Here is a 13,499-nt window from a genome sequence, read left to right on the forward strand (position 1 = left end):
TTACTGCCCCAGCCGTTCGAGCAGCACCGGCACATGCACCTGATCGGATTTGTAGTTGCCGGTCAGCATGTACATCATGATGTTGACGCCGGCGCGCAGCGCATAAATGCGCTGCATCGGATCCGACGGCACGGTCGGCAAAAGCGGGTCGCCATTCTCGTCGACCGCCCAGGCGCCGGCGAAATCATTGGCGGTGATCATGATCGGCGAGACGCCGTCGCCGGTGCGCACCGGGCGGTTCTCGGTGTTGCTGGCTTCGAGCGACGCCGCGACCCAGAGCGGGCCACCGGCGAAGCGTCCGGGAAACTCAGGCAGGATGTAAAAGGATTTGGTCAGCACATGGTCCGACGGCACCGGCTCCAGCGCCGGCACGTTGAGGTTGCCGAGGATGTCGCGCAGCCGCTCCGTCGCCGGGCTGGCCTGCTCCGCGCCGATGCCGGTGGCGAACTGGTCGCGCGTATCGAACAGCACCGTGCCGCCCTGCTGCATATAGGCGTCGACGCGGGCGATCGCGGCCTGGCTCGGCATCGGCGCGGCAGGATCGATCGGCCAATAGATCAGCGGATAGAAGGCAAGCTGGTCCTTCGAGATATCGACGCTGGCCGGCGCCCCCGGCTCGAGCGCGGTCTTCTCGATCAGGAAGCGGGTCAGGCCCTCCAGCCCGGCCTGGCTGATCGAATCGACGCTCCGGTCGCCGGTCTGCACATAGCCGATCCGGGTTTTCGAAATGTCCTCGATCGCCCGCTCATCACCGGGTTTGGCATCGTCGGCGCGGGCGATGTCGGTGTGGCCGACCAGGGCGCCGAGCGCAATCAGCAGGGCGGCGGTGGTTGCGGCGGCCGTGCCGGCGCGGCGCGGCCGGCGCGATAACAGGCCGCCCATCCAGAACACCGCCAGCGTATCAAGGACCATCAGCAGGAGAGCTGCCGCCACCAGCGGGCCCTTCAAATTGTGCGATTCGTCGAAAGCGTACTGGACGGTGGTGACCGGCACGGTGATCTGAGGACGGACCAGCGGCGCCAAGCTGCTTTCGGCATTGAGCAGATTGTGAGCGATGACGCCGGTGTCGGAGCCATACAGGCCGGGCGGATTCTCGAACGTCACCGGCAGCGGGCCGGCACCCGGCACGAGCGGCCGTGCATCCGGCGTCGGCGGCACCAGCGTGCCATCGGCTGATATCATGCGATAGGGCGCCAGCGAGGCGGCGGCGGCTTCGGCATTGGCGACCGCCGCACCCTGGTTGCGCGACAGTTGCACGATGCGGCGCAGCATCTCGACGAAGCTGCCGGAGATCGGCAGGTTCGACCAGGTCGCCTCCGGCGTGACATGGAACAGGACGAGCGTGCCTTTGCCCCTCTTCATACCGGTCACCAGCGGCGTGCCGTCGGCAAGCGTGGCCCAGCTGCGCTCGACGATATCGGGCGTCGGCTCGGCCAGCACCTGCCTGGTGACGGTGACCTCGGCCGGCGGAGCGAGATCGGCGAAGGGGCCGGTCTTCGGAAAATCGGTGACCGGCTGCGGCGTCGTCCACGACAGCGCGCCGCCGAGCGAGCGCTCGCCGGTGCGCAGCCTGACCGGCAGCAGGTCGTCGTCATTGCCGGCGGCGACCAGCCGCGAGCCGGCGAATCGCACCAGCGTGCCGCCATTGTCGACCCAGTCGACCAGCCTTTGCCGCACCTGCTGCGGAATGGTGCCGACATCGGCCATGACGATCATCGCCGGCTTCTGGTCGAGGAGCTGCGGGATGGCGTCGGCAAGGTCGGCGCTCGACGGCTCGGCCAGATCGGCGAAGGGCTGCAGCGCGCGGCGGATGTAGTACAGCGGCGACAGAAGCGGCTGCGCCTGGTCGGCTTCAGCCTGCGACAGCAGTCCGACGCGGCGGCGCTTGGAACTCTCGTCGAGCACGCGGACGGCGCCGGCCTGCCGCTGACCGTCGAGCGTGATCGAGGCGAAGTCGTTGCGCAGCTCGAACGGCACCGCCATCGTGCCGGTGGCGGTGGATTCGCCCGGCGAGAAGGTCAGCGTGGCGTCGGCGATGCGGCGGCCCTTGTCGTCGAAGGCGCCGGCGGTCACCTGAGCCGGCGCCGGATCGCCCGGCGCGCGGATGGCGGTCAGCTCGAAGCCGTCCACCTGGTTGTCGGCGCCGGTCAGGCCGATCAGGCCAGGCCGGTCGGAGGCGGCCCAGACGACACGGGCGGCGTTCTTCGACAGAAGCGTGTTGAAGGCGGCCTCGTCGCCTTCCGCCGCCAGACCGTCGGTGAGCACGGCGACGCTGGCGCCCGGCAAGCTCTCCAGGGTTGCCGCGACGCGGGCATAGACGGCCGGGCGATCGGTCGGGATCGGCCGCGGCTTTGCCGCGCGCAGCCGGTCGAGCGCGGTGGCGGCGTCGAACGGGCCGATCTCGGCATTCGGCTTCTCGGCGGTGAAGGCGATGATGACAGGCACGTCGTTGGAGCTGGCATCGGTGATCAGCCGTTCGGCAGTGGCGACGCGCTGGCCCCAGTCGGCGGCACTTGCCCAGTCATTGTCGATGACCAGCGCAAGCGCGGCGCCCTCGGCCGGCAGTCTTTCACGCGGGTTGAAGACAGGTTCGGCCAGCGCCGCAACGATAAGGGCCGCCATCAGCAGCCTGAGCAGCGTCAGCCACCACGGGCTCTGTTGCGGCGTCTCCTCGCGCTTCAGCACGCGGGCCAGGATCTTCAGCGGCGGGAAGACCTCGGTCTGCGGCTTGGGCGGGGTGAACCGCAAAAGCCACCAGATCACCGGCAGGGCCAGAAGGCCCCACAGCACCATCGGCGCTCCGAAGGAGAGCGGCAGCCAGCTCATGCGCGGATCCTCCCGGCTGAGCTGCCATCGACGGTCATCGCCATGTGGACACGCACCAGCGCATCGGAGGCGAGGCGGTCGGTGTGGTTGACGGTAAAGCTCCAGCCGAGGCGCTTGCACCAGTCGGTCAGTTCCTGGCGGCGGGCGATGTAAAGCAGTCGGTAGTCATCGCCCAGCGTTTCGGCGCGGCCGGCGGTCAGCTTGTCGCCGGTCTCGGGATCGGTGAATTCGGTGCGGCCGGCATAGGGGAATCTCTCCTCGGCCGGGTCGGCGACCTCGATCAGATGGGCACGCACGCCGTGGCGGGCGAGCACGTCAAGCCAGGCGATGGTGTCCTCGACCGGATCGAGGAAGTCGCTGACGATGACGATGTCGCAGAAGCGGCGGATGGCGGACAGGTTGGGCTTTGCCGGCAATTCGCCGGCATGGCTGAGTTGTGCTGCGATCCGCTCGGCGCCGTTGCGGGCGGTGAACGGATCGGTCAGCCCGGGCCAGGCGATGCGCTCGCCGCTGCGCGACAGAAGCTCGGCCATGGCCAGCGCCAGCACCAGCGCGCGGGACTCCTTCGAGACGGTGGCGCCGGTCGATTTGTAGAGCATGGAAGGCGAGGGATCTGCCCACAGCCACACCGTATGGGCGGCCTCCCATTCGCGGTCTCGCACATAGATGTGGTCGTCGCGGGCCGAGCGGCGCCAGTCGATGCGCGAGGAGTCGCCCTCGACATAGGGCCGGAACTGCCAGAAATTCTCGCCGATGCCGCGCTTGCGGCGGCCGTGCCAGCCGGCGATCACCGTGTTGACGATGCGACGCGCCTCGACCAGCAGGTCCGGCACCAGCGATGCCCGCAACCGGCCGCGGGCGAGCGCATCACGCGTCGCCGCCGAAGCCTGGGCCTCGCCTATACGCGCCATCAGATGCCTTTTGCCAGTTTCGCCACCACGTCGCGCACGGTCGTGCCCTCGGCACGGGCGGCAAAGGTCAGCGCCATGCGGTGCTGCAGCACCGGCTCGGCCAGCGCTCTGATATCGTCGATCGACGGCGCCAGCCGTCCGTCATAAAGGGCGCGGGCGCGGGCGCACAGTGTCAGCGACTGGCTGGCGCGCGGGCCCGGGCCCCAGGCGACGTGCTTGTCGGTCTCGGCATTGCCCTGGCCGGGGCGCGCCGAGCGCACCAACTGGAGGATCGCCTCGACGACGCTTTCCGGCACCGGCATGCGGCGAATGAGGGTCTGGATCTCCTTCAGCCGCGCCGGCTGCAGCACGTTCTGCGCCTTGGCGTCCTCAATGCCGGTGGTCTCCAGGAGGATGCGGCGCTCCGCCTCGATTTCCGGATAGAGGATGTCGACCTGCATCAGGAAACGGTCAAGCTGCGCCTCGGGCAGCGGATAGGTGCCCTCCTGCTCCAGCGGATTCTGCGTCGCCAGCACGTGGAAGGGCGCCGGCAGGTCGTGGCGGACACCGGCAATGGTGACGTGGTATTCCTGCATCGACTGCAGCAGCGCCGACTGGGTGCGCGGCGAGGCGCGGTTGATCTCGTCGGCCATCAGCAGTTGCGCGAAGATCGGCCCGGAGATGAAGCGGAACGAGCGCTTGCCGAATTCGTCCTGCTCCATCACCTCGGAGCCGAGAATATCGGACGGCATCAGGTCGGGCGTGAACTGGATGCGGCGGGAATCGAGGCCGAGCACGATGCCCAGCGTCTCGACCAGCTTGGTCTTGGCGAGGCCGGGCACGCCGACCAGCAGCGCATGGCCGCCGGCCAGCAGCGCCACCAGCGTGCGTTCGACGACGCTTTCCTGGCCGAAGATGACGCGGCCGACGCCCTCGCGAACCCTGGAAATGTCGGCCAGCGCCGTCTCCGCCTGGGCGATCATGTCCTTTTCGCTGATCGGGCTTTCCTTGATCATCACGCTCATGCAGCATCGATCCTTCTCGTTGGAAATACCGGCTTGCAGCTTCGACGCCACAGAGTGCCGCGATTCGGCCTCGTGTGGCGCCTGTCTTTGAACTTAAATCACTGACTTAGGCTGACAAGCGGAACAACAGTGACTATTTCGTGACCATGACAGAACGCGCCGACGATCGTGAAGGAAGTTTGACGACAGCGACCGAGGCGCGCGGACTGGAGGCGCTGATCTCGCGTGCCGCCCGCGCGGGCAAGGGGCCGGCGCCGGTGGAGCGTTGGAATCCGGCCTTTTGCGGCGATCTCGACATGGAGATCAGACAGGACGGCACCTGGTTCTACCAGGGCACGCCGATCGGCCGCATGCCGCTGGTGCAGCTGTTTTCCTCCGTGCTGCGCAAGGACGAGGACGGCAGGACCTATCTGGTGACCCCGGTGGAAAGGGTCGGCATCCGCGTCGTCGATGCGCCGTTCATCGCCGTCGAGATGGATGTTTGCGGCACCGGCGATGGCCAAGTCATCACCTTTCGTACCAATGTCGGCGATGTGGTCGAGGCCGGGCCGGAGCATCCGCTGCGCTTTGTCGACGAGGAGGCGACCGGCGGCCTGAAACCCTATGTGCTGGTGCGCGGACGGCTGGAGGCGCTGGTGGCACGGCCGGTCATGTATGAACTGGTCGAGCATGGCGAGGAGATCGAGGTCGGCGGCCGAAGGACGTTTGCTGTCCGCTCGAAGGGTGCGGTCTATCCGATCATGCCGGCGGAAAAGCTGCAGCGGCTGAGCGCATGAGAGGCAGCGCCAAATGGACCGGGGCATGATGGACCAGGTGACACTATGGACCAAGTGACGCCGGCGCCGTTTTCGGCCGAGGATTTTCGCGCCCGCGTCGCGGCGCAGCCGCTGGCGCATGCCGCCGACGATTATGGCGACCATCGCTTCAACCCCGGACATCCGCGTTTGAAGCTCGCAAAGGCGCTGCGCGATGCCGCCGTGCTGATCCCGGTGGTCGATCACGGGCGCGACGCAACGGTTCTGCTGACCAAGCGGGCGGAAAAGCTGCGCAACCATTCGGGGCAGGTGGCCTTTCCCGGAGGCACGATCGATCCTACCGACCCGAGCCCGGAGGCGGCGGCATTGCGCGAGACATTCGAGGAGATCGGGCTTGGCCAGGATCGGGTCGAGATCATCGGCCGCATGCCCGATTACGTCTCCGGCAGCGGCTACCGGATCGCCCCGGTGCTCGGAATCGTGCGGCCGGACTTTTCACTGACGCTGAATTCCGAGGAGGTCGACGCCGCCTTCGAAGTGCCGCTGCGCTTTCTGATGGACCCGGCCAACCACGGCCGCGACAGCCGCATGTGGAACGACCTCGAATGGGTCTTCTACGAAATGCCCTATGACGGACAACGCATCTGGGGCGTCACCGCGGGCATCATCCGCACGCTCTATGAAAGGCTCTATACGTGAGCGGCCGGGTGTCGCTCGCGGGCAAAGCCGACTGGCTCGGGGAACGGCATTTGCAGCGGCTGCTTGCGGCGCTCGCGGATGGCGGCGAGGAGGCGCGCGTCGCCGGCGGTGCGGTGCGCAATGCGCTCATCGGCCAGCCGGTTGCCGACGTCGATATCGCCACCACGACCGTGCCTGACGAGACCATCCGCCGCGCCGAGGCGGCGGGCTTCAAGGCCGTGCCGACCGGCATCGAGCACGGCACCATAACGATTGTCGCCGGCGGCAAGCCGTTCGAGGTGACCACGCTGCGCGCCGACATCGAGACCGACGGTCGGCGGGCAAAAGTGTCGTTCGGACGCGACTGGAAAGCCGATGCGGAACGGCGCGATTTCACCATCAACGCGCTCTATGCCGAGGCCGACGGCACGATCGTCGACCTGGTCGGCGGCATTGCCGATATCGAGGCGCGCCGGCTGCGCTTCATCGGCGATCCGGAGGCGCGCATCCGCGAAGATTATCTGCGTATCCTGCGCTTTTTCCGCTTCTTCGCCTGGTATGGCGACGGCCGGCCGGATGCCGAAGGGCTGAAGGCTTGCGCCCGGCTCAAGGAGGGGCTTGGCCAACTCTCGGTCGAGCGCGTCTGGTCCGAACTGAAGAAGCTGCTGTCGGCCCCCGATCCATCGCGCGCCTTGCTGTGGATGCGCCAGGCGGGCGTGCTCACCAGCGTTCTGCCGGAGAGCGAGAAATGGGGCATCGATGCGATCCATGCGCTGACCAGGGCGGAGAAGGATCTCGGCTGGGCGCCGGACCCGCTGCTCAGGCTGGAAGCGATCGTGCCACCGGACGCAGCGCGGATGAAGACGCTCGCCGAGCGGTTGAGGTTCTCCGTCAGCGACGCCGGTCGTCTCAGGCAGTGGGCGCTGACAGCGCCCGTCGAGCCGAAGACGACCGAAGCGGGACTCGCAAAACGGCTCTATCGCGGCGATCGTCAAGGCATAGTCGATCGCTTGCGGCTGTCGCTCGCTTCCGCTCGAGCCCGCGCCGTCGAGGACAACGACGCGCTGCTCGAAGCCGGCGGCTTTTCGCGGCTGCTGGCCTTTGCCGAAAAATGGAAAAAGCCCGGCTTTCCGCTCAAGGGCGCCGATCTGACGAGGCTTGGCGCGTCGCCCGGGCCGAAACTCGGCGCAACCCTGAAGAACCTCGAAAACGAGTGGATCGAGTCCGGCTTTGCGCTGGATCGCGGCGCACTTCTCAAGCGCGCCGCAGAAGCACTCGAAAATTAGGCAAATCAGGCCGCGTCGCGCGCCTTTTCGATGCGCGAACGGATCGCTTCGATCATCGTCTCGCGAATGATCGTCTCGCCATGCGTCTCACGCATATGCTCGACGGCGCGCCGCATGATCTCGGCTTCCTCGTCGGCGCGCGTATGCCAGTCACAACCCGGAACCAGCGAGCCGCAGTGGAATTCCTTCATCGGATTTCTCCCTTTCCTCCTCGGAGTGCCGCATCTGCTCTGACACGGAAGCTCCAGCACCTTTGATCGACGCATGATCTCTGTCGGAAACCGGTTCGGTTTTCGGGTCATGCGCTGGCCGAACCAGCATAACACGATCGGATGGTTTTGGTTGCTGCAGAGACCGAAAAAGGCGGAGCATCGCTGCTCCGCCCTCTTGACGCTACCCCGGAGGCAAGACCTCGTCTTGCTCCAGCGGGCAGGCCATCACTTCACGATCCTGACTGCCTCGGCAATTTTGTGCTTGCCGCTCATGTCCCACGAAACGCGGACCTTTTCGCCAGCCTTCAGGCCAGGATTCTTGAAGGCCTTGGGCAGCGTAAAGGTAGATCCGTTATCCAGAACAAGGCTCATCGCCGTTCCATCATAGGTCTTGACCGTGCCCGTGGTGTGCTTGACCGCTGCGAAGGCAGCGCCACCAGAGGCAAGAACGGCAGCAGCCGCAACCGACATAATAAGCTTGCGCATGGCATGCTCTCCTGGAAATGAAGGCACCATTTTTGGAAGGTGCCCCACTCAATCATGGGCCGTCCGGTCGCGTCGGGTCGCGGTTCCAGGGAGGCAAGAACCGCCGGCGTTTCCCGGCCCGGAACGAAAAATAGTCCTGTTTTTTCAAGTGGATATTAGACGAAAAAGATATTCTGCGCGCCACATTCGCCGCCAAAATCCTGCGATTTGGACCTGATTGCGACTCACGTCCGACTCACCGAGATTTTACGGCCATTTCACCTCTGGAGGCAGGCTGGACAGGATCGCGGCAACGTTGCCGCCGGTCTTCAGCCCGAAGATGGTGCCGCGATCGTGAAGCAAGTTGAATTCGACATAGCGGCCGCGGCGAATGAGCTGTTCTTCGCGGTCGCCGTCGGTCCAGTTGTCGTTGAAATTGGCCCGCACCAGATGCCCGTAGACGACGAGAAAAGTGCGCCCGACATCCTGGACGAAGTTGAAATCGGCGTTCCAGCCGCCTCTGTCCTCGTCCGAATGCAGCCAGTCGAAGAAGATGCCGCCGGTGCCGCGCGGTTCGTTGCGGTGCGGCAGATAGAAATACTCGTCGCACCAGGCCTTGAATTTCGCGTGGTCGGCGACGCCAGCGTGCTTCTCGCAGGCGAATTGCATGGCGCGGTGGAAGGCGACCGTGTCCGGGTCCTCCTGGCTGCGGCGACGGTCGAGCACCGGCGTCAGGTCGGCGCCGCCGCCGAACCATTGGCGCGAGGTGACGACCATGCGGGTGTTCATGTGCACCGCGGGCACGTTGGGGTTCCACGGATGGGCGATCAGCGAAATGCCGCTCGCCCAGAAGCGCGGGTCTTCCTCGGCGCCCGGCATCTGCTTCCTGAACTCCGGCGAGAACTCGCCATAGACCGTCGAGGTGTGGACGCCGACCTTCTCGAAGACGCGGCCGCGCATCATCGACATGGTGCCGCCGCCGCCCTTGCCGGCGTCGCGCTGCCACGGCGTCTTTTCGAAGCGGCCGGGCGACCATGAAGCCTGCGGCCCCTGCAGGTCCTGTTCGATCTGCTCGAAGGCGGCGCAGATGCGCTCGCGCAGCGTCTCGAACCACAGCCGCGCCTTCATCTTCTTCTGTTCGATGTCGGCCGGCAGCCCCGCCGGTATTTCGGGTCGTTGCAAATGCTGTCTCCGGTTGTCGGGCGCGTACCCCGACAAATGACTCGTCTTTTCCGGCCGCGATCCCTAATCTCTTAGGTGCAAGGGTCAAGTGTGAATGGAGTTCTTTCGTGCGCACTCCGGCAAGACCGCCGCTGGATGGCCTGAAGAAGAGGCTCGACCGTTCGCGCGCCGAGCGCGAGCGCATGCCGCGCGACGGGTTTTTGCGCGAGACCTTCGTCCTGCCGCGCTCCGATGCGCGGCTCAAGGCGAAGGAATGGTTCGAGCGCTTTCCCAAGCAGGCCTACTGGACCGAGATCGAAAGCTGGTTCGAGCGGCCGGGCGACGTCATCGAATTCACCATCAGGCGATTGCCGGCGGCGGATTAGCGAGCGACCAACAACCGCCTTGCGCCCGGGCCTTGGGCGCTCAGCCGGTCTTCCTTGTTGCGCAGCGGGCACTTGTCGATCGACATGCAGCCGCAGCCGATGCAGTCGGTCAGCCCGTCGCGCAGCTTCTTCAACTGGGCAATCTTGCGATCGAGCTGGTCGCGCCAGGCGGTTGAAAGCACATTCCAGTCCCCGCGCGTCGGCGTGCGGCCTTCAGGCAGCGATGCCAATGCCTCGCCGATCTCGGCCAGCGAGATGCCGACCTCCTGTGCCACCTTGATGATCGCCACCCGCCGCAGCACGTCGCGGCCGTAGCGCCGCTGGTTGCCTGATGTGCGGTGGCTGCGGATCAATCCGCGCGCCTCGTAGAAATGCAGCGCCGACACTGCCACCCCGCTGCGTGTGGCCACCTGGCCGACCGTCAATTCCGTCACCGCAGCCATTTGAATTTTCCGCTTGACCTCAAGTTAAGTTGAGCTTGTAACGAAGAAACCCTTGATATGCAAACCGCAGGAGAAGGCGATGTGCGCCTGGGTAAGAATGACAAGCGACGGTGCAGTCGTTGGCGAGAAAGCGGCCATGTTCGCTGCGCCTCTGCAAATCCTATCCGAGCTGCCGGATCGCCTCGCCGGCCACCATGGCGACGGAAAGCGCGACGTTGATGCTGCGCGCGCCCGGCTGCATCGGGATGGTCAGTCTCGCATCCGCCGCCTCGTGGACAGGATCCGGCACGCCTGCGGATTCGCGGCCGAACAAAAGAATGTCGGCGTCGGCGAAGGCGAAATCCGCATAGGCGGTCGCGGCTCTGGTCGACAGCAGCACCAGCCGCCGCGCTTCGCCTCTGCGCCAGTTCTCGAAGGCTTGCCAGTCGACATGCCGGGTCAGCGCCGCCATTTCGAGATAATCCATGCTGGCCCGTTTCAGCGCCCGGTCGGAGAGCGGGAAGCCGGCCGGTTCGATGATGTCGACGCCGAGACCGAGGCAAGCCGCGAAGCGCAGGATTGTCCCGGTGTTGCCGGCGATATCCGGCTGGTAGAGCGCGATGCGGAGACGGTTGTTCATTTCCGCATCCTTCTAATAAGTGGCAGATCGGCCACAACAGGTTCGCGGTTTTGGAAATTTCTGGACCGGCGGGTGGTCATTTTCTGCGAAGTCGGTTATACGGCGGGCATTGTCAACCCGAACCGATGGAGGGGTAATTCATGATGATCATGCACAACCAGCGCCCCTCATGTGGGCTTACCTGCCTGCCGGCGGTTTCGGTTCGACGATTCTCCTGACCTTTTAGACTTCGATCGCATCGATTCTTAGCCGAAACCCTTTTTCGGTCTTCGAAGGAATCCTGCGATGTTTTTCAAGCTGTCGAAGGGGCTGAACGCCCCGCCTGAGCACGCCGCTGTTCAACCCCCGCCTTTCGCTGGCCATTCAGCTGCGGACAGGCCGGATTTTCTTCCCTATTTTCACATGGAGGACGGACCGATGTTCGATCCCTGCAAAATTCCCGGTTCAAGAAACCTGCACGAGCGCAGGATGGCGACCTGGGCGCTTTTGGTCGGCGAAACCTACTCGTCGGCGGTTCACGCCGAAACCCGCCGGCGCCCGCATCGCGGCATGCTGCCGGACGTCGATTTCTCGCGCGCGGTTCCCGACCGCAGCCGGCCCTCGCTGGTACGCCGGATCATCAGGCTGATCCGCCCTGGCGCGAAAACCGGCGCGAAACTCCGGGTCGTCGACACAGCGCTGTCAGGATCGTCAAACGAGCCTGTCGGCGAAAAGCCCGCGACATCCTATATTGCGCGAAGCAGGATCGGCGGCCCGGGTGATTCCGGGACGCCGGTCCTTGCTGCCACGCGAACCATGACGCCATGCGCTCCCAGGACGCTACGCACTCCCGCGCGGCGTGAGCGAAAACGAGCATGTGAGTACCAAGACAATGTTCCGCTGGTTTGAAACAAGGCTCGATCCGTTCCCTGCCGAGGAGCCGGTCGAGCCGCCGAAGACGCTGATCGCCTTCTGCGTCCACTATACGCGCGGCGCGTGGCCCTACATTGGAATCGATGCGATGCTGGTGACGGCTATCGCCCTTGCCGAGGTGTGGATGTTCGGCTTCATGGGCCGGATCGTCGACTGGCTGTCGGTGCAGAATCGCGAGACATTCCTGCAGACCGAGGGCTGGAAGCTCGCAGGCATGGCTTTCATCGTGGTTTTCGCGCTGCCGGCGACGGTCTGGTTCCATGCGCTCCTCAACCAGCAGACGCTGATGGGCAACTATCCGATGCGTATCCGCTGGCAGGTGCATCGCTACCTGCTCAAGCAGTCGATGGCCTTCTACCAAGACGAGTTCGCCGGACGCATCGCGACCAAGCTCATGCAGACGGCGCTCGCCGTGCGCGAATGCGTCATCAAGCTCATCGACGTGCTCAATTATGTCGTGGTCTATTTCCTCGGCATGCTGTTCATTGTCGGCTCGGCCGACTGGCGGCTGGCAGCACCGCTTGCCGTCTGGCTTGCCGGCTATGTCTTGCTCCTGCGCTATTTCATCCCGCGATTGGGCAAGGTCGGCGAGGAGCAGGCCAACGCGCGCTCGACCATGACCGGCCGCGTCGTCGACAGCTACTCCAACATCCAGACGGTCAAGCTGTTCTCGCATGCGCGGCGCGAGGCGTCCTTCGCACGGGAAGGCATGGCCGGCTTTCTCGATACGGTCTACCGGTCGATGCGGCTGGTGACGCAGCTCTACGGCCTGCTCTACGTCCTCAACTCACTGCTGTTGTTTTCGGTCACTGCGATCTCGCTGTGGCTTTGGCTCGGCCAGGTGGTGACGATCGGCGCCGTCGCCCTGGTCATAGGGCTTGTTCTTCGGCTCTGGGGCATGTCGCAATGGATCATGTGGGAGATGTCCACCCTGTTCGAGAATATCGGCACGGTGCAGGACGGCATCAGCTCGATCTCGCTGCCGCGCGTCGTCGAAGACAGGCCTGGCGCCAAGGACATTGTCGTGACCAAGGGCGAGATCCGTTTCGAAGACATCCGCTTCCACTACGGCAAGCAGAAAGGCATGATCGAACGCCTGTCGCTGACGGTGAAGCCGGGCGAAAAGGTCGGCATCGTTGGCCGCTCGGGCGCCGGCAAGTCGACGCTGGTCAACCTTCTGTTGCGCTTCTACGACCTTGAAAGCGGCAAGATCCTGATCGACGGCCAGGAAATCGCGGCGGTGACGCAGGATTCGCTGCGCGCCCAGATCGCCATGGTCACGCAGGATACCTCGCTGCTGCATCGCTCAGTGCGCGAGAACATCCTTTATGGCCGACCGGACGCCAGCAACGAGATGCTGGTCGAGGCAGCACGCCGCGCCGAGGCGCTTGATTTCATATCAAGGCTTTCGGACGCCAGTGGCCGCACCGGTTTCGATGCGCATGTCGGCGATCGTGGCGTCAAATTGTCAGGCGGCCAGCGGCAACGCATCGCAATTGCCCGTGTTATGCTGAAGGACGCACCGATCCTCATCCTCGACGAGGCGACGTCTGCGCTCGATTCAGAGGCTGAGACGGCGATCCAGGAGAACCTTTACAAGCTCATGCAAGGCAAGACCGTCATCGCCATCGCGCACCGGCTCTCGACCATCGCGGCGATGGACCGGCTCGTCGTCATGGACAAGGGCCGCGTCATCGAGGAGGGTTCGCATGAGCAACTCGTCGCCAGCGGCGGGCTCTATGCGCAGCTTTGGCAGCGTCAGTCGGGCGGCTTCCTGCTCGACGAGGGTGCGGCCGCCAACGATGCCATTGTGAAGGGTCAAGCAGCGGAATGATGGGCCG

General features: G+C 65.0%; 14 protein-coding genes. 6 read left to right on the forward strand and 8 right to left on the reverse strand.

All coding sequences use genetic code 11. The annotated features are described in order from the left end of the window. The 3 genes from M727_RS0100595 to M727_RS0100605 are packed head-to-tail and all read right to left on the reverse strand — an operon-like array spanning window position 1 to window position 4,741. On the reverse strand, window positions 1–2,826 hold the full coding sequence (locus tag M727_RS0100595; RefSeq protein ID WP_027151024.1) for a DUF4159 domain-containing protein: 2,826 nt from the start codon (window positions 2,824–2,826) through the stop codon (window positions 1–3). Then, the gene (locus M727_RS0100600; RefSeq protein WP_027151025.1) at window positions 2,823–3,737 is read right to left on the reverse strand and encodes a DUF58 domain-containing protein; all 915 of its coding nucleotides are present in this window, start codon (window positions 3,735–3,737) and stop codon (window positions 2,823–2,825) included. The genes M727_RS0100595 and M727_RS0100600 overlap by 4 nt, the downstream gene beginning before the upstream one ends. After that, entirely contained in the window at window positions 3,737–4,741 is a 1,005-nt protein-coding gene (locus M727_RS0100605) for a MoxR family ATPase (RefSeq protein ID WP_027151026.1), read from the reverse strand. The genes M727_RS0100600 and M727_RS0100605 overlap by 1 nt, the downstream gene beginning before the upstream one ends. A gap of 146 nt (window positions 4,742–4,887) precedes the next feature. On the opposite strand from M727_RS0100605, the gene M727_RS0100610 reads away from it, so the two are divergent. Genes M727_RS0100610 through M727_RS0100620 form a run of 3 tightly spaced genes read left to right on the forward strand, consistent with a single transcriptional unit; the run spans window position 4,888 to window position 7,460 of the window. After that, complete coding sequence (locus M727_RS0100610; RefSeq protein ID WP_027151027.1) at window positions 4,888–5,517, forward strand: DUF1285 domain-containing protein; 630 nt, start codon at window positions 4,888–4,890, stop codon at window positions 5,515–5,517. Window positions 5,518–5,562: 45 nt separating this feature from the next. Then, window positions 5,563–6,195: a CoA pyrophosphatase gene (locus M727_RS0100615; RefSeq protein ID WP_027151028.1), complete on the forward strand. Its 633-nt coding sequence runs from the start codon at window positions 5,563–5,565 to the stop codon at window positions 6,193–6,195. Then, on the forward strand, window positions 6,192–7,460 hold the full coding sequence (locus M727_RS0100620; RefSeq protein WP_027151029.1) for a CCA tRNA nucleotidyltransferase: 1,269 nt from the start codon (window positions 6,192–6,194) through the stop codon (window positions 7,458–7,460). The genes M727_RS0100615 and M727_RS0100620 overlap by 4 nt, the downstream gene beginning before the upstream one ends. A 5-nt stretch (window positions 7,461–7,465) precedes the next feature. Here the strand turns inward: M727_RS0100620 and M727_RS0100625 are convergent, their stop codons facing one another. The 3 genes from M727_RS0100625 to hemF form a co-directional block, all read right to left on the reverse strand. Then, a complete protein-coding gene (locus M727_RS0100625; protein WP_023799945.1) occupies window positions 7,466–7,651 on the reverse strand; it encodes a DUF1059 domain-containing protein in 186 nt (61 codons plus the stop codon). A 246-nt stretch (window positions 7,652–7,897) separates the two neighbouring features. Then, window positions 7,898–8,158, reverse strand: coding sequence for a DUF1344 domain-containing protein (locus M727_RS0100630; RefSeq protein ID WP_027151030.1), 261 nt, complete (start codon window positions 8,156–8,158; stop codon window positions 7,898–7,900). 246 nt (window positions 8,159–8,404) lie between these two features. Next, window positions 8,405–9,319, reverse strand: coding sequence for an oxygen-dependent coproporphyrinogen oxidase (gene hemF / locus M727_RS0100635; protein ID WP_027151031.1), 915 nt, complete (start codon window positions 9,317–9,319; stop codon window positions 8,405–8,407). A gap of 107 nt (window positions 9,320–9,426) precedes the next feature. Between hemF and M727_RS0100640 the strand changes: the two genes are divergently transcribed. Beyond that, window positions 9,427–9,684, forward strand: coding sequence for a hypothetical protein (locus M727_RS0100640; protein ID WP_006202578.1), 258 nt, complete (start codon window positions 9,427–9,429; stop codon window positions 9,682–9,684). Here the strand turns inward: M727_RS0100640 and soxR are convergent. Continuing rightward, window positions 9,681–10,127 (reverse strand): redox-sensitive transcriptional activator SoxR, encoded by a 447-nt coding sequence (soxR, locus tag M727_RS0100645; protein WP_023799942.1) that lies wholly within the window; start codon window positions 10,125–10,127, stop codon window positions 9,681–9,683. The two genes, M727_RS0100640 and soxR, sit on opposite strands and share 4 nt — an antisense overlap. A 160-nt stretch (window positions 10,128–10,287) precedes the next feature. Next, window positions 10,288–10,746 carry a tRNA (cytidine(34)-2'-O)-methyltransferase gene (locus tag M727_RS0100650; protein WP_027151032.1) on the reverse strand — a complete coding sequence of 153 codons (459 nt, stop codon included), beginning with the start codon at window positions 10,744–10,746 and terminating at the stop codon, window positions 10,288–10,290. Window positions 10,747–11,163: 417 nt separating this feature from the next. Between M727_RS0100650 and M727_RS35475 the strand changes: the two genes are divergently transcribed. After that, window positions 11,164–11,634, forward strand: a complete 471-nt coding sequence (locus tag M727_RS35475) for a hypothetical protein (RefSeq protein ID WP_236387485.1) — start codon at window positions 11,164–11,166, stop codon at window positions 11,632–11,634. Then, window positions 11,618–13,492: an ABC transporter ATP-binding protein gene (locus M727_RS0100660; RefSeq protein WP_027151033.1), complete on the forward strand. Its 1,875-nt coding sequence runs from the start codon at window positions 11,618–11,620 to the stop codon at window positions 13,490–13,492. Before M727_RS35475 ends, M727_RS0100660 begins: the two co-directional genes overlap by 17 nt. The last annotated feature ends 7 nt before the right edge of the window (window positions 13,493–13,499 follow it).

The sequence above is a fragment of the Mesorhizobium sp. WSM2561 genome, from assembly GCF_000513915.1.
GTDB lineage: Bacteria > Pseudomonadota > Alphaproteobacteria > Rhizobiales > Rhizobiaceae > Mesorhizobium > Mesorhizobium muleiense.

Coding starts and splice junctions, on each gene's coding strand:
- soxR (WP_023799942.1), bottom strand. CDS start 10,127: ATGGCTGCGGTGACGGAATTGACGGTCGGCCAGGTGGCCACACGCAGC.
- M727_RS0100660 (WP_027151033.1), top strand. CDS start 11,618: ATGTTCCGCTGGTTTGAAACAAGGCTCGATCCGTTCCCTGCCGAGGAG.
- M727_RS0100650 (WP_027151032.1), bottom strand. CDS start 10,746: ATGAACAACCGTCTCCGCATCGCGCTCTACCAGCCGGATATCGCCGGC.
- M727_RS35475 (WP_236387485.1), top strand. CDS start 11,164: ATGTTCGATCCCTGCAAAATTCCCGGTTCAAGAAACCTGCACGAGCGC.
- M727_RS0100625 (WP_023799945.1), bottom strand. CDS start 7,651: ATGAAGGAATTCCACTGCGGCTCGCTGGTTCCGGGTTGTGACTGGCAT.
- M727_RS0100605 (WP_027151026.1), bottom strand. CDS start 4,741: ATGAGCGTGATGATCAAGGAAAGCCCGATCAGCGAAAAGGACATGATC.
- M727_RS0100610 (WP_027151027.1), top strand. CDS start 4,888: ATGACAGAACGCGCCGACGATCGTGAAGGAAGTTTGACGACAGCGACC.
- M727_RS0100630 (WP_027151030.1), bottom strand. CDS start 8,158: ATGCGCAAGCTTATTATGTCGGTTGCGGCTGCTGCCGTTCTTGCCTCT.
- M727_RS0100615 (WP_027151028.1), top strand. CDS start 5,563: ATGGACCAAGTGACGCCGGCGCCGTTTTCGGCCGAGGATTTTCGCGCC.
- M727_RS0100595 (WP_027151024.1), bottom strand. CDS start 2,826: ATGAGCTGGCTGCCGCTCTCCTTCGGAGCGCCGATGGTGCTGTGGGGC.
- M727_RS0100600 (WP_027151025.1), bottom strand. CDS start 3,737: ATGGCGCGTATAGGCGAGGCCCAGGCTTCGGCGGCGACGCGTGATGCG.